Source organism: Martelella sp. AMO21009 (assembly GCF_053484295.1).
In genome coordinates this window covers 135970-152441 of sequence record NZ_JBAKFR010000001.1, presented here as the reverse complement: position 1 = coordinate 152441, position 16472 = coordinate 135970, and the positions used below count along the sequence as shown (strand labels likewise).

At 63.4% G+C, this 16472-nt stretch carries 14 protein-coding genes; 6 read left to right on the top strand and 8 right to left on the bottom strand.

Translation table 11 applies throughout. The annotated features are described in order from the left end of the window. The first annotated feature begins 20 nt into the window (after positions 1-20). Positions 21-1037, top strand: coding sequence for a LacI family DNA-binding transcriptional regulator (locus V6766_RS00685; RefSeq protein ID WP_448462636.1), 1017 nt, complete (start codon positions 21-23; stop codon positions 1035-1037). 10 nt (positions 1038-1047) lie between these two features. On the opposite strand, the gene V6766_RS00680 is transcribed toward V6766_RS00685, so the two are convergent. Further along, positions 1048-1833: an SDR family oxidoreductase gene (locus V6766_RS00680; RefSeq protein ID WP_448462634.1), complete on the bottom strand. Its 786-nt coding sequence runs from the start codon at positions 1831-1833 to the stop codon at positions 1048-1050. A gap of 21 nt (positions 1834-1854) precedes the next feature. Here V6766_RS00680 and V6766_RS00675 point away from each other — a divergent pair, with 21 nt between their 5' ends. Next, the gene (locus tag V6766_RS00675) at positions 1855-2766 is read left to right on the top strand and encodes an alpha/beta hydrolase family protein (protein WP_448462632.1); all 912 of its coding nucleotides are present in this window, start codon (positions 1855-1857) and stop codon (positions 2764-2766) included. Positions 2767-2779: 13 nt separating this feature from the next. Here the strand turns inward: V6766_RS00675 and V6766_RS00670 are convergent, their stop codons facing one another. The 7 genes from V6766_RS00670 to bglB all read right to left on the bottom strand — a co-directional run bounded on the left by V6766_RS00670 (position 2780) and on the right by bglB (position 11749). Then, a complete protein-coding gene (locus tag V6766_RS00670) occupies positions 2780-3856 on the bottom strand; it encodes an ABC transporter ATP-binding protein (RefSeq protein WP_448462630.1) in 1077 nt (358 codons plus the stop codon). A gap of 9 nt (positions 3857-3865) precedes the next feature. Further along, positions 3866-4918, bottom strand: a complete 1053-nt coding sequence (locus V6766_RS00665) for a carbohydrate ABC transporter permease (protein WP_448462628.1) — start codon at positions 4916-4918, stop codon at positions 3866-3868. After that, positions 4915-5880, bottom strand: a complete 966-nt coding sequence (locus tag V6766_RS00660; RefSeq protein WP_448463185.1) for a carbohydrate ABC transporter permease — start codon at positions 5878-5880, stop codon at positions 4915-4917. The genes V6766_RS00665 and V6766_RS00660 overlap by 4 nt, the downstream gene beginning before the upstream one ends. A gap of 71 nt (positions 5881-5951) precedes the next feature. Next, positions 5952-7214: an ABC transporter substrate-binding protein gene (locus V6766_RS00655; RefSeq protein WP_448462626.1), complete on the bottom strand. Its 1263-nt coding sequence runs from the start codon at positions 7212-7214 to the stop codon at positions 5952-5954. Between the two features lie 109 nt (positions 7215-7323). Then, positions 7324-9822 (bottom strand): hypothetical protein, encoded by a 2499-nt coding sequence (locus V6766_RS00650; protein ID WP_448462624.1) that lies wholly within the window; start codon positions 9820-9822, stop codon positions 7324-7326. Beyond that, positions 9819-10652 carry a 5-dehydro-4-deoxy-D-glucuronate isomerase gene (gene kduI, locus V6766_RS00645; protein ID WP_448462622.1) on the bottom strand — a complete coding sequence of 278 codons (834 nt, stop codon included), beginning with the start codon at positions 10650-10652 and terminating at the stop codon, positions 9819-9821. The genes V6766_RS00650 and kduI overlap by 4 nt, the downstream gene beginning before the upstream one ends. After that, a complete protein-coding gene (gene bglB, locus V6766_RS00640; protein ID WP_448462619.1) occupies positions 10646-11749 on the bottom strand; it encodes a beta-galactosidase BglB in 1104 nt (367 codons plus the stop codon). Before bglB ends, kduI begins: the two co-directional genes overlap by 7 nt. A gap of 69 nt (positions 11750-11818) precedes the next feature. Here bglB and V6766_RS00635 point away from each other — a divergent pair, with 69 nt between their 5' ends. From V6766_RS00635 to V6766_RS00620, 4 genes are all read left to right on the top strand, one after another. Further along, a complete protein-coding gene (locus tag V6766_RS00635) occupies positions 11819-12892 on the top strand; it encodes a LacI family DNA-binding transcriptional regulator (protein ID WP_448462617.1) in 1074 nt (357 codons plus the stop codon). 189 nt (positions 12893-13081) lie between these two features. Further along, positions 13082-14119, top strand: a complete 1038-nt coding sequence (locus V6766_RS00630; RefSeq protein WP_448462615.1) for an NAD(P)-dependent alcohol dehydrogenase — start codon at positions 13082-13084, stop codon at positions 14117-14119. Between the two features lie 440 nt (positions 14120-14559). Then, complete coding sequence (locus tag V6766_RS00625) at positions 14560-15444, top strand: helix-turn-helix domain-containing protein (protein WP_448462613.1); 885 nt, start codon at positions 14560-14562, stop codon at positions 15442-15444. Positions 15445-15541: 97 nt separating this feature from the next. Further along, a complete protein-coding gene (locus V6766_RS00620; protein WP_448462611.1) occupies positions 15542-16456 on the top strand; it encodes an ABC transporter substrate-binding protein in 915 nt (304 codons plus the stop codon). Positions 16457-16472 lie beyond the last annotated feature (16 nt).

Here is a 16472-nt window from a genome sequence, read left to right as displayed (position 1 = left end):
AGAATCGTGGAGAAAAGCCGATGGCCGGCATTCGCCAGCTCGCCGATCATCTCAATATTTCAATCGGCACGGTGTCGCGCGCCTTGAACGGCAAGCCCGACGTCAATGCGGACACCCGTCGCCGCGTCCTTGAAGCGGCCGAAAAGCTGGGCTATGTCGCCAATCAGGCGGGACGCGCGCTGCGCCAGGGCAAGACCGGCATTGTCGGCTTCATGATGGAGACCGATACCGAATCCACCCGCTATGGCGATCTGTTCTTCACCAGCGTGTTCGATGGCGTGCAAAGCGTGCTGTCGCGTCACCAGCTCGATCTCGTGACCCTGCTCTGCTCCTCCAGCGAAGAGCCGGACGCCTATCTCGACCGCATCGTCGCGCGCGGCTTCGCCGACGCCATCATCCTGTCCGGCACGCGGCGGCACGATCCCCGCTTCGAGCTTCTGGCGCGGCGCAAGATACCCTTCATACCGCTCGGCCGCAGCCTGACCGATGTCGGCCAGCCCTGGATCGACCTCGACTTTGAAGGCATGGCGGAAACGGCGGTCAACCGCCTCGTCGCGAGCGGGCACCGCCGCATCGGCATCATCTGGCCGCACGGGGACTACAATCTCGCCTATATCTTCATCGACCGGATCCGCGAGACGCTCGCGCATCACGGCCTCTCCCTGCCCGACGCCTATATTTTCAAGGGGCCGCCCAACGAGGATGGCGGATACCGGATCGCCAGGGACATCAAGGCATGCGCGGAACCGCCGACAGCGATCGTGCTCGTCAACGAGGCAACCGTCATGGGGCTTTACCGGGGGCTGTCGGAAGTCGGCCTGACGCCTGGCAAGGATCTCGCCATCATCGGCCGGCACAGCCCTCAGGCGAAGTTTCTGTCGCCAAGCCTCACCTCATTCGACCTGTCGCTGCGCGATCTTGGCATCGCCCTTGCGGAAACGCTGCTCGGCTCAATGCCTGCCTATCGCGAGTTCTACCCCGATATCGTCAGCCGCCGGATCTGGCCGATGACGCTGGTGGAAGGCGAAAGCGGCTGACGGCGCGAGCTCAGCGCGCCAGCCAGCCGCCATCGACCGCCAGAATGTGGCCGTTCACATAGGCGGCGGCAGGTGAGGCGAGGAACAGCGCCGCGCCGGCGATATCCTCCGGCTTTCCCCAACGCCCGGCCGGAATGCGCTCGAGGATTTGGCGAGAACGGTCCGGGTCGTCGCGCAACGCCTTGGTATTGGCCGTGGCGATATAGCCGGGCGCGATCGCGTTGACGGTGACCCCGTGAGGGGCGAGTTCATTGGCGAGCGCCTTGGTCAGCCCGGCGACGCCGTGCTTGGAGGCGGTGTAGCCCGGCACGCGGATGCCACCCTGAAACGACAGCAGCGAAGCGGTCATGATGATCCGTCCCGATCCCGCCGCCTGCATACGCCTTGCCGCGGCCTGCGACAGGAACCAGACGGCGTCGAGATTGGCCGAAAGCACCGCCCGCCAGTCGCTCTCCGCATGCTCGACGGCATCGCCGCGCCGGATCGTGCCGGCATTGTTGACGAGGATCGAGATATCGCCGCCGAGGCCTTGGGCGGCCGCCTCCAAAAGTTTTTCCGCGCCGGCGGCGTCAACCGCGCCGAGATCGGCGGGGACACGGGCAAAGGCGCGGCCGGCCTCGCCCACAAGCCGGGCGGTCTCATCGCCCGGATTGGAGTGCACGGTGATCGCCACATCGGCCCCGGCTTCGGCCAAAGCGACGGCAATCGCCTGGCCGATGCCGCTCGCCCCGCCGGTAACCAGCGCGCGCTGGCCTTCGAGGCTGAACTGGTGTTTAAGATAGGCTTCGATACTCATGGTCGGCTCTCCGGGTAAGTGATGGCACTAAGACAGGCCTTGCGTGAAAAGTTCGAGATCGGTGCGCATCCGCTGACGCTCACCGAATGCGTCGGCATCGATCACGACGGTATGCGGTTGGAACGGCTTACCTTCGCCACCGCAAACGGTGAGAATGTGCGCGGCTTTCTGCTGCGCCCGCCGGGCGACGCGCCGGTTCCGGCGATCCTCTATATTCATGCCCATGGCAATGCCTATGATATCGGCGCGGACGAGCTTCTTTCCGGGCGCAAGGCGCTGCTCTCGCCGCTCGGCCCGGAATTCGCGCGCCGGGGTTTTGCGGTGCTGATGGTCGAGCTGCCGTCCTTTGGCGCGCGCTCCAGTCCCGGCGAAAGCGCCCGCGCCAAGGCGGCGCTGTGGCACGGCCAAAGCCTTGCCGGGCAGATGCTCGGCGAGCAGGCTGCCGCCTTTCAATGGCTGGCGGCCCGCCCCGATATCATCGCCGACAGGATCGGCGTTTTCGGCATCTCCATGGGCGCGACCTTCAGCTACTGGCTGGCGGCCACTGAGCCGCGCATCGCAGCGAGCGCGCATCTCTGCGCCTATGCCGATTATGCTGCGCTGATCACTGCCGGCAATATCGACCTCCACGGCATCTATCTCACCGTCCCCCGCCTTCTCACGCTTGCTGGCAATGGCGAGATCGCCGGGCTGATCGCCCCGCGCCCGCAGCTCATCGGCATCGGCGATCTCGATCCACTGACCCCGCCGGCTCCCTTCGAGACAGCTTTCGCGCAGACCCGCCGCGCTTATGAAGAGGCGGGGGCTGCGGACCGGCTGGTTCTCGTCCGAGAACCCGAAGCCGGCCACGTGGAAACGCCGGCCATGCGCGCGGCGGTATTTTCCTTTTTCGACCGTCATCTCGCCTTGCCCGGTGAAGACGGATCAGACTGAAACACGCGCCGTTTCAGTTCACCCGCTGCTCGTCGCTGTTGAAGAGGTGCACCCGCTCGGGATCGAAGCGCAGCGAGACATGGGTCGCCTCGGGATCGACAGCGCCGCCGCCGAACACGGCGACCAGTTTCTGCCCGCCATCGGTGTTCGCATGAACGACGGTTTCCGGCCCGAGCGCCTCGATCAGCGTGACCTCCGCCTCGATCGCATCTTCGCCGCCCTCGGAGAAATCATGCGGGCGGACCCCAAGCGTCGCGCTCTCGCCGGGCTTCAACCCGCTATCCACGCAGGCAATCCGCGCCACAAGCCCGCCGGGACCCTCGACATGGACAGCATCGGCTTCGACCGATGTGACGGTAACCGGGACGAGATTCATGCGCGGCGCGCCGATGAAGCCGGCGACAAACAGGTTCGCCGGCCGGTGGAACAGGTCCAGCGGCTTGCCGATCTGCTCGATCCTGCCGGCCCGCATCACCACGATCCGGTCGGCCAGCGTCATCGCCTCCACCTGGTCGTGGGTGACGTAGACCATGGTGGTCGTCAGCCGTTCGTGCAGGCCCGAAAGCTCGGCGCGCATGGTGATGCGCAGTTCGGCATCGAGGTTGGAAAGCGGCTCGTCGAGCAGGAAGGCCGTCGGGTTGCGCACCACCGCCCGGCCAATGGCAACGCGCTGCTTCTGCCCGCCCGAAAGCTGGCCGGGCCGGCGGTCGAGATAGGGCCCGATCTCCAGCATGCGCGCGGCCTCCTGGATGCGACTCTCGATCTCAGGCTTCGGCATGTGGATGTTTTCCAGCCCGAAGGCGAGGTTCTGGCGCACCGTCATATGCGGATAGAGCGCATAGGACTGGAACACCATGGCAAGGCCGCGATCGGCGGCCGACGCCTTTGTCACGTCCTTGCCGTCGATGATGATCTCGCCCGACGTGGGCTTGTCGAGACCGGCGATCAGGCGCAGCAGCGTCGATTTCCCGCAGCCCGATGGGCCCACCAGAACCGTGAATTCGCCATCGGGAATATCGAGATTGATATCGTGCAGGACCTTGAGTTTGCCATAAGCCCGATCAACCTTGTTCAGCGTTATCTGTCCCATGATGGCACCCTATTTCAGTCCGGAACCGGCGATGCCGGAGGTGATGAAGCGTTGCAGGAAGACGAAGACCAGCACGACCGGGATCATGGTCACCACCGTCATCGCCAGAATGTAATGCCACTGAACGTTCAGCTCGCCGGCATAGGTGTTGAGCCCGACCTGAAGCGTGTAGACCTCCTTCGAGGAGAGCACGACCAAAGGCCAGAGGAAGTCGTTCCAGCGCCAGACGACCGAGAAGATCGCGAGCACCGCCAGCGCCGGGGCCGCCAGCGGCAGCACGATGCGCCAGTAGATCTGCCATTCCGAGGCGTTGTCCATGCGCGCGGCATCCAGCAGTTCATCGGGGATCGTCAGCATGTACTGGCGCAGCAGGAACACGCCCGTGGGCGTCGCCACCGTCGGCAGGATCACGCCCCACAGCGAATTGTAGAGCCCGACGGCGCTGACGACGGAGTAGAGCGGCACCAGCAGCACCGAAAGCGGCACCATCAGCGTGCCGACGATCAGCATCAGCACGGCGTCGCGGCCCCGGAACTTGTATTTCGACAGCGCGAAGGCCGCCATCGAATTGGTGATCAGCGTGATCAGCGTCGCCATCAGGGTCACGAACACGGAATTGCGCAGATAGAGCAGGAAGTCATTGCTCTCCAGCGGGGTAACGTAGTTCTCCGTGGCAAAGCCGATCTCGCGCACCGGCGTACGCTCGGCGATATTGACCTTGATGATCTCGCCGGGATCGGCGGGATCGACCATCTGCGCAACGATGCCGATGCGCCGCACCTCGGCGAGCACCCTGGTCGAGCCGTCCGGCAGCGTCACATCATAAAGGTTGAGCGGCTTGTCATAGCCCTCGACCTCCGCCTGCTGGCTGACATAAGGCAGGATGGTGGGCGGGAACTCGGCAAGCTGCGCCGGCGATTTGAACGAGGAAAACACCAGCCACAGCGCCGGGCCGAACATGATGATCAGACCGCCGATGAGCCAGACCCAGGTGACGATATCGGTCCAGTGCCAGCCATCGCCGCCGCGCCGGCGGAACAGGAACTTCGAAACGGCACTCATTCGCGCGCTCCCTTCTGTTCGTTGCGCCGCCCAAGGCCGAGCTGCACCAGCGTGAGAACCACCAGCACCAGCCCCATCATGATCGAGGCAGCAGCGGCAAGGCCCGGATTGCGCAGCAGCGAGGCAAAGCCGACCTCGTAGATATATTGCGTCAGATACATGGTGGAGGTGCCCGGACCGCCGCCGGTCAGGACGTAGACCTCATCAAATATCTGCACGGCGCGGATCAGCGACAGCACGATGACCACCAGAAGGTTGGGCATCAGCAGCGGCAGCGTGATGCGCCAGAAGACGCGCGCCGGTTTGGTGCCGTCCATTTCGGCGGCCTCATAGAGATCGCGCGGGATCGCCTGAAGACCGGCGAGCAGGATCAGCGTGAAGAAGCCCATATGCGCCCAGACCGAAACAGAGACCGCCGCCGTGAAGGCCGGCAGACGCTCGGTTAGCCAGTCATGGGTATCGGCGCCGAATGTGTAGAGAACATAGTTGAGCAGGCCCTGACGCTGCAGGATCCAGCGCCAGATCAGGCCGACGACCACGGGCGACAGCAGCACGGGGAAGAAGAACACCGCCCGCCAGAAGCCCCTGCCCGCGATCTTGCGGTTGAGGATCAGCGCGGTGATCATCGCCGTCAGCGTCATCAGCGAGACCTGGAAGAACACGAAGATCGCGGTGTTCTGCGCCGCCTTCCAGAACAGGTCCTCGCGGCAGGTGCCGGGATCGAGATAATTTCCGCAATCGAGAAGCCGGCCATACTGCTCAAGGCCGACAAAGGTCCGGTCGGCCAGAAAATAGGCCGAGCCGGAGGTCATCGAATAGAAGAAGTTCATGACCAGCGGGATCAGCACGAACACGCCAAAAATCGCCATGTTCGGCGCCAGGAAGAACGCCGCCATGCCGCCGGTGCCCGTGGCCCGTTGCCAGACCTTGAGCGGCGGGTTCAAAAACGCGGCCAGCCACATGACCGGCGCCGTAATCACGGAGCCGGTCATGCGCTTTATGTCGGACAGGTTCGCCACTTTTCCGCGCTAGCCTACTGCTGAACCTTGTCGGCGATATCCTGGTCGATACGCGTCCAGGCTTCGTCGAGTGTCAGTTCACCGGCCATCACCTGGCTGATGCGGGTGACGAGCGCGCCGTAATAGGCCGACGCCCACTTCCATGCCGGCAGCGCATCGGCGGCGGGCAGCGTTTCCGCGGAGGACTTCACGAAGGCATCGAGCGCCGGGCCGACATTCTTGTCGTCGGTATCCCAGTTCAGGCCGCCTTCGGCAACCACGCCCTTGTGCGCGGGCAGGAACAGGGTGCGCTCGGAGAACTCCTTCACGATCTCCGGGCTCGCCAGATATTCCATGACCTTGGCGACGTCTTCCGGGTTCTTGGTGTATTTGATGCCGACGAGTGCTGCGCCGCCCTTGAGGCCAGAGCAACCGACCGTGCCGCAGGGCGAACCGATCGCCACCCAGTCAAAGGCATCGCCGATCTTGGTGGAGAGGTTGGCGACCTGCCAGCTTCCCGAATAGTAGAACGGGATCTGGGCGTTGATGAAATCGTCGGCAGCCGCGCGATAGGTGGAGCCTGCGGCCGATACCCAGGTATCCTTCAGCATCAACCCGTCATTGGTCCAGTTGACGAGCTTGGTTCCGAAGGTCTTGGTGCCCTCATCGACCGGGGCAGGCATGCCATCGGGGCCGATATAGTTTGCGCCGTAGGAGACGTTCGGGCCGGAAATACGGTGGCCGGAACGGTCGATGGCGAAGGCCGCCGCCGTCTGCTGGCTCTTGGCGACTTCGGCCGAGGCATTGACCCAGTCATCCCAGGTGGCCTTGTCGCCCGGCAGATCGACGCCCGCCTGCTCGAACAGCGTCTTGTTGGCGAAGCCGCCGGTGAGCGTGAGCTGGGTCATGAAGCCGGTAATGGCATCGGAACCATCGGGGCGCATCCAGTCGGCCTGCGCGCCGAAATTCTCCTCCCAATATGCCGGGTCGGACAGATAGGGGCGAAGGTCAAGCCAGTGATTGGCCAGCGCCTTGAGATCGGTGACGCGAGCGATATCGGGGCCCTGGCCGGCTTCGAGCTGGATCGGGAGCTGTTCCTGGATCACTTTGTAGGCAACGTTGTCGAGCGTGACGTTGATATCCGGATTGTCCTTCTGGAAACGGTCGATAAGGTCCTGCATGACCTCGCCCTCGACGCCGTCCGAATACCACATGATGCGCACATCGCCCGCGAACGCCGATGTCGAGGCCATGAACCCCGCCGCGACGATGGACAGAATGCTGACAGCATTTTTCATATCATTTTCCTCCTCTTAACCGGGCCTTCGCCCTTGCCGATCATCGGCATTTGTTGCCCACCCCACGGCAGGCGTCTCCAGAGGGCTCTCCCTGCCCTCCGGCAAAACCTTAATCCCGGAACGTCCGCGCCGCGCCCGCGATCGTCCATTGTGCCGGGTCGAGCCTGCGTCCCTCCGCCTCGACGGAGCCATCGGCTCCGAAGCGGACCCTGCCATATTCAGGATCGTCGACCAGAATATCGCCATTGGCCTCTTCCACAAGACGGAGGGTTGCAAAATCCTTCTCAATCTCGTTTGCCTTGTCGCGCTCGGCCATGCGCACGATCCATGTCGCTTTGCGGCCGGGCGCGCGCAGTTCGTTGCCCGCCGTCGGTCCGGTCGCGACGAGCGCCAGCCCGGCATCGACCTTCAGCAGCACGCAGCCGCCGCCGCTCACCGCCAGCGCCGTATCGCGGCCGATGCGGGTCTCGTCGAAGACGGATTGCGGGAACCAGCAATGAGTGAAATCCGGCTGCTCTTCGGCGCATTCGAAACGTGCGATCGCAAGGCCGCGATACTGGTGAACGCGCGGCAGCGTGCCCGATCCGCCCCAATAGGACGGCCGCCCATAGCCAGAATGCAGCACCTCGCCCGGATGGTTGATCCAGATGGTCGCATCCGGATTGTCGCCGAGGCGCAGATGCAGCACCGTTTCCTGATAGCCCCACTGGTTCCAGCGATAGGCAGCGGCGGTGCCAAGCGCGTAGGACGCGGTCTTGTAGTGATAGAGCCGCGCGAACCGGTCCTGCCCCTGGGCAAAAGTCCATTCATGCCCTTCGCTGCCGGAAACCGAGGCGATGGCGGCAAGCTCTTCCGGTATATGCAAACCGTGATCGCGCAGGCAGAGCGCCAGCTGCGGCAGGGCGTGGAAACGCATGCCGTAATTGCCGCGCCCCCAGATCATCCGCGCAATGCCGGAAAGCTCAAGCGTCCGCGAGGCCCGGAGCGTATGTTCATAGGACCGGCCCTGCGCGCCGGTCATGACGCCGTGATGGGCCGAGCGGGCGAGGATTTCGACAAGCCGGATGATGGCCTTGCCCGCGCGCTCGGCAATGTCACGGTCGGGCGCCAGCGCATAAAGCGCGCACAGGCCCTTCAGGTCGATCGGGAAATAGGGCGCGGAGTTGAACTCCGCCATTTCCCACTTCTCGAAGTGATCGAGCCAGGCGCGCACCCGCGCGGCTCCGATTGCCGACTGTTCAGCGCCCGTCCGCTGCGAGCGCACGAACCGAGCCTCAGGCATCATATGCCCCGCCAGATAGGCGGCCGTGTGAAACAACAGCGCGTGGTTTTCCGAGAAATACCACTGCACGTCATTGCCGGGCTCATCCATCCAGTAGCGATAGTTGAGGATAGCGGCATCGACACGGTCGCGGACCGTGGCCCCGATATCATCGCCATAGGCGGCGCGGCACCAGAGCAGCGGCACGAGGATGAAATCGGCGCAGTCATGGCAATCCTCGATCGCCGGCAGCGCGCTTTCGATCATCGCATCGGACTCATTGCCGGCCATGCCGGTCGCGAGGCGAGCGAGCGCGCGCACCGTATCACCCTCGGCATGGTTTGCGACTTCGCCGAGCGCTTCGGCAATGCGGTCGGTCAGACCTTCCGGAGCCTTGCCCTGACGCGCCACATGGCAGAGTTCGACGCCGAAGACGCGCGAAACGGCATAATCGCCGCGCGCCAGCGTCACCTTGAAATGGCGGAAATCGGCGGGCAGCTCTGCGGTATCGGCAACCGCCAGCCGGACCGATCCGGCCGCAAGCATTTGTTCGAAGCTCAGCGGCTTCTCGATCGACATGAAGTCGCCCTCGATCACCACCTTCGCCGTGACATCGACCGGCAGGCCGGTATCGGCGACCAGAGCCACCTCACCCTCGCCATAGACCGGCTTCTCGAAATGCATGGAGGCGAGCATTGCTTCCATCGCGTCGGCGACGGGAGCCTCGACCGGGATCGGCAAGGCATGCTCGACCACCGGGCCGGACAGATAATCGAGCTGGAAATAGTAGCGCGCATCGCGCTCGGCGAGATCGTCGAAGACGATGCCGATGACATTGTCGCCGGCCTCGAGCTGAACCGTGAATTCCTCGATCGTCTCGAGATTGCGGCCATACGGCGCCATGAAGCCGACTTCGCGGCCGTTGACGAACAGCACCGCGCCGCCGCAGGTGCGCAGCGCCAGCCGGGCTTCGCCGGCAGATGCGGCGCGGATCGTGGTTTCGGCGAAGGTCTTGAGCTCGGTTGCGCGGAACCAGAAGCCCGAGAGATCCACGCGCGGCGAGCCGAAGGGCAGCCAGGTGCGGGTAAGCTTCGGGCGTGTCTCGCCGATCGCGGGCCGCTTTCCGCGCCGCTCGGCGGCAAAGATCGTCCGGCAGGGATATTCGTGCGGGATGAAGTTCTTGTGCTTGGTCAGAAAGAAGAAGGGGTCCATTTCCCCCTGCATCGGCTGGTCGGGCACGTCGTAGCGCGCCTCCTCCGTCGCCGAAAGCCGCCAGTAGACGATCGGCGCGCCCGCCTGCAGCGGACGCCGTAGCGTCTTGTCCGTCTGGTTCAATGCCGAATTCATCTGAGCTCCCTGATCGCAACCGGATCGACATCGGTATAGGCCTGATTTTCGCCGGTCATGCCCCAGACAAAGGCATAGGGCCCGGTGCCCGCGCCCATATGGATCGACCATGCCGGCGAGATCACGATATCGCCATTGGCGACGACAAGATGGCGGGTATTGTCGGGACGGCCCATAAAGTGGAAGACGCGGTCCTCGTCATCGAGATCGAAGTAGCAATAGGCCTCCATGCGCCGCTCGTGGAGATGGGGCGGCATGGTGTTCCAGATACTGCCCGGCGCGGGGTCGGTGATGCCCATCAAAAGCAGGCAGGAGGGCGCGACCTCCGGATGGATATACATGCGCAGTTCGCGCTTGTTGGATTTCGCCGCGTCGCCCATCACCAGCGGCTTGGACTCGGCCCGCTTGATCAGGCGATGCGGAATGTCCGCGCCGGCGGGGACAGAGTTCATGTAGAACCGCGCCGGTTTGCTGGCATCGGTGCTTTCCAGGCTCACGCTCTTCGCGCCCCGGCCGATATAGAGAATATCGCGGTTGTCGAGTTCATGGCGCGCGCCATCGACCGTGATCGCGCCCGGGCCGCCGAGATTGGCGATGCCCATTTCGCGGGCGTCGAAAAACGCCTCGGTGCCAACCTCGGCTCCGTCGCCGAAGGAGAGCGCGCCAGAGGTTGGCACCGCGCCGCCGACGATCATGCGGTCGACATGGGTGTAGGCGAAGCGGATTTCGCCGGGCGTGAACAGGCCTTCCACCATGAATTCGTCGCGCAGCCGCGCCGTGTTCATGCCATCGATATCGGCAGGCGAAGCGCCATAAAGCGTTTTCAGCATGCTGTGCTCATCCTTTCATTGCTGTGATGCAGGCCTTCGGCAAGGCACAGGATCGCAAGCGCCTGTCCATAGCCCGTCGGCTGCACCGGAATATCGCGGTAAAACTGAAGATCATGGCCCATGCGGGTGCCATAGGAGACGTTCGAGACCACGCCGTCATCGCTGATATTGGCCATGACCGCATCGAGCGCCCGCAGCCCCGCCTTCTCGCAGCCCTTGGGCCCGAGGCCCATGCGGGCGGCCTTCATCAGCCCGAAGCCGAAGCCGGCCGTCGCCGAGATTTCCTCATAGGATGACGGGTCGTCGACCAGCGTGGTCCATGCGCCCGACGGCGTCTGGTACTTCAGCAGCGCCTCGATCTGGGTCTGAAGCACGCCGAGAAGATAGGCCTCGACCGCAGGCGACAGATCGCAGAGTTCGATCAGCTCGAGAATGCCGACCGTGATCCAGGCATTACCCCGGCCCCAGAGCGCGCGGGCGAAATTGTGCCGGCCGGCAAAGGTCCAGCCGTGATACCAGAGCCCGGATTTCGGATCGGCGAGATAGCGGGCATGAACCAGAAACTGGCGCTCCGCCTCATCGACAAAACGTCGTTCGCCCGAGGCCTGCCCATAGGAGGCGAGGAAAAGCGCGACCATGAACAGCGTATCGTCCCACAGCTCATTGTCGTTGATCTTGTCGGAAACGTCGTGCTGGAAGCCGCCTTCCGGCGTTCGCGGCATCTCGGTAACCACCCGCTCGGCCCAGTCGCGCAACACCGCCTCGTATCGCGGCTGACGTTCGCGCCGCCAGATTTCGCTGAGCGCCAGCATCGGCGCGGTGGTATTGACGTTCATCTTCGGAAGGCCCGCCTCGATGCGGCGGTCGTACCAGTCTTCGAGGATCTTCAGATGCGCCGCATCGCCCGTGTGCCGCCACAGTCGCTGCAGGCCATAAAGCCCGACGCCCTGCGGCCATTCCCAACTGTCGAAGCTGACATAATCGCCCGGCGTGCCGTCGAGATTGGGCTCATCGAAGCGCCCGTCATGGCGCAGTCCCGTCATCCCGCGCACCAGCGCCGACAAGCTGTCGGAAATCTGATCGGCCGTTATCGGCATGTTTCCTCCCATTCATTCCTCCGAACAAACTGTTCCACACAAAAAGCTGTTGCGCAATTTGCAAATTTTTTGCAGTTTTGGAGCAAACAGGAGGCATTAACGATTCACGGCAAGCGCGGCAAGCCGAACCGACGGGTCCGGCTGGAGGAAATCGCCCGCAATTGCGGGGTATCGGTATCGACCGCATCGCGGGCGCTTGCGGGCACCGGCGGGGTGAAGGACGAGTTGCGGGCGAAGATCGTCGAGACCGCGCTCGCGCTCGGCTATGTCAACCCGACATCGGCCGCCGGCCGCCGTATTATCCTCGCGACATCGAGCGTTGCGATGATCGACCACCAGCGCAACCAGTTCACCTACCACGTTCTCGACGGCCTTAACGAACGGGCCGAGGCGCTCGGCATCGAACTGGTTACCCGCGCGGTCGCGACCCCCGAGGATGAGGCGCAGCTTTTGGCCGAGGGCGAAGCGGACGCCTCCGTCGCCGGCTGCCTGTTCCTGACGCTGGATGATGCGCAGGTGCTTACCCGCTCGGGCGGTTTTTCCAAGCCTATCGTGCTGATCAACGGCGACGATCCGGCCATGCGCCACTCCAGCGTGACGCCCTGCAACCGCTCCGCAGCACGGCTCGCCGCCGACCACCTTCTCGATCTCGGCCACCGCCGTATCCTGTTCCTGATGCATCCCGGCCGGCGGACGATCGAGCGCCGCTTCGAAGGCTGGCGCGATGCGCTGCGCGCCCGCGGCATCGAGGATATCGACGACATGGTGGTGACAGTCGAGGACTGGCTGCCGGAACTTGCAAGCCGCGCGATCGCTGAACGGCTGGAAAGTCGCGGCGCCGATTTCACGGCCGTGCTGACTGCCGGCGACAGCCTCGCCTACGGCGCGATGCTCGCCATCCAGCAGGCCGGCTATAGCGTGCCGGAGGATTTTTCCGTGGTCGGCATGGACGACCTGCCGCTGTCGGGCTTTTCCGACCCGCCGCTGACAACGATGCATATCCCGATGCGTCATATCGGCTCCGCCGCCCTCAGCCTTCTGCTCGATGATCTCGGCGTCACCCGCCTGCCGGCGCGACGCGTGGAGCTCGCCTGCTGGCTTGTCGAGCGGGCCTCGACCGCGCCGGTAAGGCCTGACCGATAACACCGGGATGAAGCCGCTGCGACCTCAGTTGGTACGCCAGACAAGCGACCCTGATACTTTTTTCACCGCCGTGAAAATTGTCGGCACAGAAACGCGTTTTTTTGTTTACGCGCCGGTTTCAAAAGGACTAGCCAAAGAGCAATCGCAGGCCAAAACGGCTCTGATTGTATCGATTAAGGGAGGCATGACATGGAAGCACTGGTCTTGGAGAAGAAAGGCGAACTTTCGCTGCGCGACTTCGAGGTAGACACAGCGCTGGGCCCGCAGGATGTGCGGATCAAGACCCACACGATCGGCATCTGCGGCTCCGATGTTCACTACTATACCCACGGCAAGATCGGCCATTTCGTGGTGCGCGAACCGATGATCCTCGGCCATGAGGCCTCCGGCACCGTGATCGAGACCGGGTCCGAGGTCACGCATCTGAAGGCGGGAGACCGGGTCTGCATGGAGCCGGGCATCCCGGATTTCACCTCGCGCGCGTCCAAGCTCGGCATCTACAATGTCGATCCCGCCGTCAGGTTCTGGGCAACGCCGCCGATCCATGGCTGCCTCACGCCGGAAGTGATTCACCCCGCAGCCTTCACCTACAAGCTACCCGATACAGTCAGCTTCGCCGAGGGCGCGATGGTCGAGCCGTTCGCGATCGGCATGCAGGCCGCATTGCGCGCCCGCATCCAGCCCGGCGATATCGCCGTCGTCACGGGGGCCGGCCCGATCGGCATGATGGTGGCGCTGGCGGCGCTGGCCGGCGGTTGCGCCAAGGTGATTGTCGCCGATCTGGCCCAGCCGAAGCTCGACATCATCGGCGCTTATGACGGTATCGAGACGGTCAATATCCGCAACCGTCCCGCCGCCGAGGCCGTGGCCGAAGCCACCCATGGCTGGGGCGCGGATGTGGTCTTCGAATGCTCGGGCGCTGCCCCCGCGATCCTCGGCGTCGACAAGCTCGCCCGCCCCGGCGGCGCGGTCGTGCTGGTCGGCATGCCGGTTGAGCCCGTCCCCGTCGATATCGTCGGCCTGCAGGCCAAGGAGCTTCGCGTCGAGACGGTATTCCGCTACGCCAATGTCTATGACCGCGCGATCGCATTGATCGCCTCGGGCAAGGTCGACCTGAAGCCTCTGATCTCCGATACCCTGCCCTTTGCCGAGAGCATCGCCGCCTTCGATCGCGCCGCCGAGGCCCGCGAAACCGACGTCAAACTCCAGATCGTGATGCCGGACTGATCCGCCATTGGCCGGTCCCGCGTCCTGGCGGGACCGGCTTGGGTGCCAAGTGGCCCCTGTTCTGATGAAAAACCGTTTTACACCCTCAAAACTGCAAGAAAAGTATAAGCGCTAAATGGTGCTTATCGACTACGCGCCTTCCTGATTGACAATTGGCAATCAGACGTATTTCGCAGCATTTTCCTCAATTTAGCCCGAAAACCCGACCATTTTACGCTGCGTTGCGATATGAGACTTCTGCATTGCGGCAGCCTCAGGCGCGCTCACAAACGCCGCCCTGTCAATTTCGACGAATTCCCGGTCAAAAAAGTATCAGTAAATTTTCCGTGGTGATGTTGAGACGAACCACGGCTGCAGCGTAGTGTTTCTCCAACATTGATGCCGTGGAGGGAGCCACGACAAACGCCGCCCGACTATCGCCGGCGAGGGAGGATCAGAGGATGCAACCGGATCTGGAGCTTGTTCATATTCGCAAGGGTGAATCCTTCGCGGCATGGAAGCATGGCTACCCGTTCCGCACGGTGCGCTGGCACTATCATCCCGAATACGAAATTCATCTTGTCGTTGATACCTCGGGCAAGTTCTATATCGGCGACTTCATCGGGGATTTCGGTCCCGGCCAGTTGATCATGACCGGCCCCAACCTGCCGCAGAACTGGATCAGCGATATCGAGCACGACGAAACCGTCCCGCTACGCTCTCTGATCATCCAGTTTCCCGAAAAGTTCATTGAGGACGCCTGCGCGGCAATGCCAGAGATGCAGGCGATCCGCCCGCTTCTGGAGCGCAGCCATCGCGGCCTGCTGTTCGACGATGCCACGAGCCGGGCCGTGCGGCCGCTGCTTGAGCGGCTGATCGAGGCGCGCGGCATGCAACGCCTGTCGCTGTTCTGGCAGATTCTCGACATTCTCGCCGAGTCCGAGGATCCGGAAGTGCTGGCAAGCCTCAGCTACGAGCTCGACCTTTCCGATATCGATTCCCGCGGGGTCAATCGTGCCATCGCCTATCTGCGCGAACACCTGACGGAACCGGTGGACGAGAGCGAACTTGCCGAACTTGTCGGGCAGAGCACGAGCGCATTTTCACGGGCCTTCAAGCGCCATACGGGCACGACGCTGGTGCGCTACAAGAACCAGCTTCGGATCGATCTCGCCTGCCGGCTTCTTCTTGATTCCGAGGAGATCAAGGTGGCAGAGATCTGCTACGAGGTCGGGTTTTCGAACCTGTCCAACTTCAATCGCCACTTCCTGAAGTTCAAGGGCATGTCGCCCTCGCAATTCAGGACGACTTTTGCGGCCAACGGGGCTCTGGCCATGGCGGACTGAGCCCAGACGAAATCACCGGAATTCAGCAATTCGGGCGACATGGTGTTGTCCGGAAACGGGAGGCCTTTGCCTGCCCGCACCAATGGGAGGACTTGATATGAATATTCTGACGAAGACACTGTCCGTTGCAGCCCTTGCCGCAACGACGGCTTTGCCGGCCCTGGCCCAGGATGGCGGCATGAAGATCGGCATGACCTTTCAGGAGATGAACAACCCCTATTTCGTCTCGATGAAGGAAGCGCTGGATGAAGCGGCCGCAAGCCTCGGCGCCGAGGTGATCGTTACCGATGCCGGCCATGACGTCGCCAAGCAGATTTCCGATGTCGAGGACATGCTGCAGCAGAACATCGACATTCTTCTGCTCAACCCGACCGACAGCGCCGGCGTCGAATCCGCCGTCAACATGGCCAAGCAGCAGGGCGTGATCGTGGTTGCCGTGGATGCCAATGCCGCTGGCCCCGTCGATACGTTCGTCGGCTCCAAGAACCGCGATGCCGGCTACCAGTCGTGCAAATATCTCGGCGAAGCGCTCGGCGGTTCGGGCGAGGTGGCGATCCTCGATGGCATTCCGGTGATCCCGATCCTTCAGCGCGTCGAAGGCTGCAAGGCAGCGCTTGAGGAATTCGACGGGATCGAGCTGGTCGACGTCCAGAACGGCCGACAGGACCGTTCGGTGGCGCTGGGCGTGGTCGAAAACATGATCCAGTCGCACCCCGATCTCGCCGGCATCTTCTCCGTCAATGACGGCGGCGCGATGGGCGCACTGGCGGCCATCCAGGGCTCCGGCAAGGACATCAAGCTGACTTCGGTCGATGGCGCGCCGGAAGCGGTAAAGGCCATCAGCGACGGCACGCCCTTCATCGAAACCACGGCTCAGTTCCCGCGCGATCAGGTGCGCGTCGGCCTCGCCATGGCGCTCGCCCAGAAGTGGGGCGCCCGCGTCGTGCCGGCAGAGGTTCCGATCGACGTGCGCGTGGTCGACAGCGAGAACGCTGCCGACTTCAGCTGGTAACGTCTCCTCCAGGCCG

Coding starts and splice junctions, on each gene's coding strand:
- V6766_RS00655 (WP_448462626.1), bottom strand. CDS start 7,214: ATGAAAAATGCTGTCAGCATTCTGTCCATCGTCGCGGCGGGGTTCATG.
- V6766_RS00675 (WP_448462632.1), top strand. CDS start 1,855: ATGGCACTAAGACAGGCCTTGCGTGAAAAGTTCGAGATCGGTGCGCAT.
- V6766_RS00665 (WP_448462628.1), bottom strand. CDS start 4,918: ATGAGTGCCGTTTCGAAGTTCCTGTTCCGCCGGCGCGGCGGCGATGGC.
- V6766_RS00680 (WP_448462634.1), bottom strand. CDS start 1,833: ATGAGTATCGAAGCCTATCTTAAACACCAGTTCAGCCTCGAAGGCCAG.
- kduI (WP_448462622.1), bottom strand. CDS start 10,652: ATGCTGAAAACGCTTTATGGCGCTTCGCCTGCCGATATCGATGGCATG.
- V6766_RS00630 (WP_448462615.1), top strand. CDS start 13,082: ATGGAAGCACTGGTCTTGGAGAAGAAAGGCGAACTTTCGCTGCGCGAC.
- V6766_RS00650 (WP_448462624.1), bottom strand. CDS start 9,822: ATGAATTCGGCATTGAACCAGACGGACAAGACGCTACGGCGTCCGCTG.
- bglB (WP_448462619.1), bottom strand. CDS start 11,749: ATGCCGATAACGGCCGATCAGATTTCCGACAGCTTGTCGGCGCTGGTG.
- V6766_RS00625 (WP_448462613.1), top strand. CDS start 14,560: ATGCAACCGGATCTGGAGCTTGTTCATATTCGCAAGGGTGAATCCTTC.
- V6766_RS00670 (WP_448462630.1), bottom strand. CDS start 3,856: ATGGGACAGATAACGCTGAACAAGGTTGATCGGGCTTATGGCAAACTC.
- V6766_RS00685 (WP_448462636.1), top strand. CDS start 21: ATGGCCGGCATTCGCCAGCTCGCCGATCATCTCAATATTTCAATCGGC.
- V6766_RS00660 (WP_448463185.1), bottom strand. CDS start 5,880: ATGTGGCTGGCCGCGTTTTTGAACCCGCCGCTCAAGGTCTGGCAACGG.
- V6766_RS00620 (WP_448462611.1), top strand. CDS start 15,542: ATGAATATTCTGACGAAGACACTGTCCGTTGCAGCCCTTGCCGCAACG.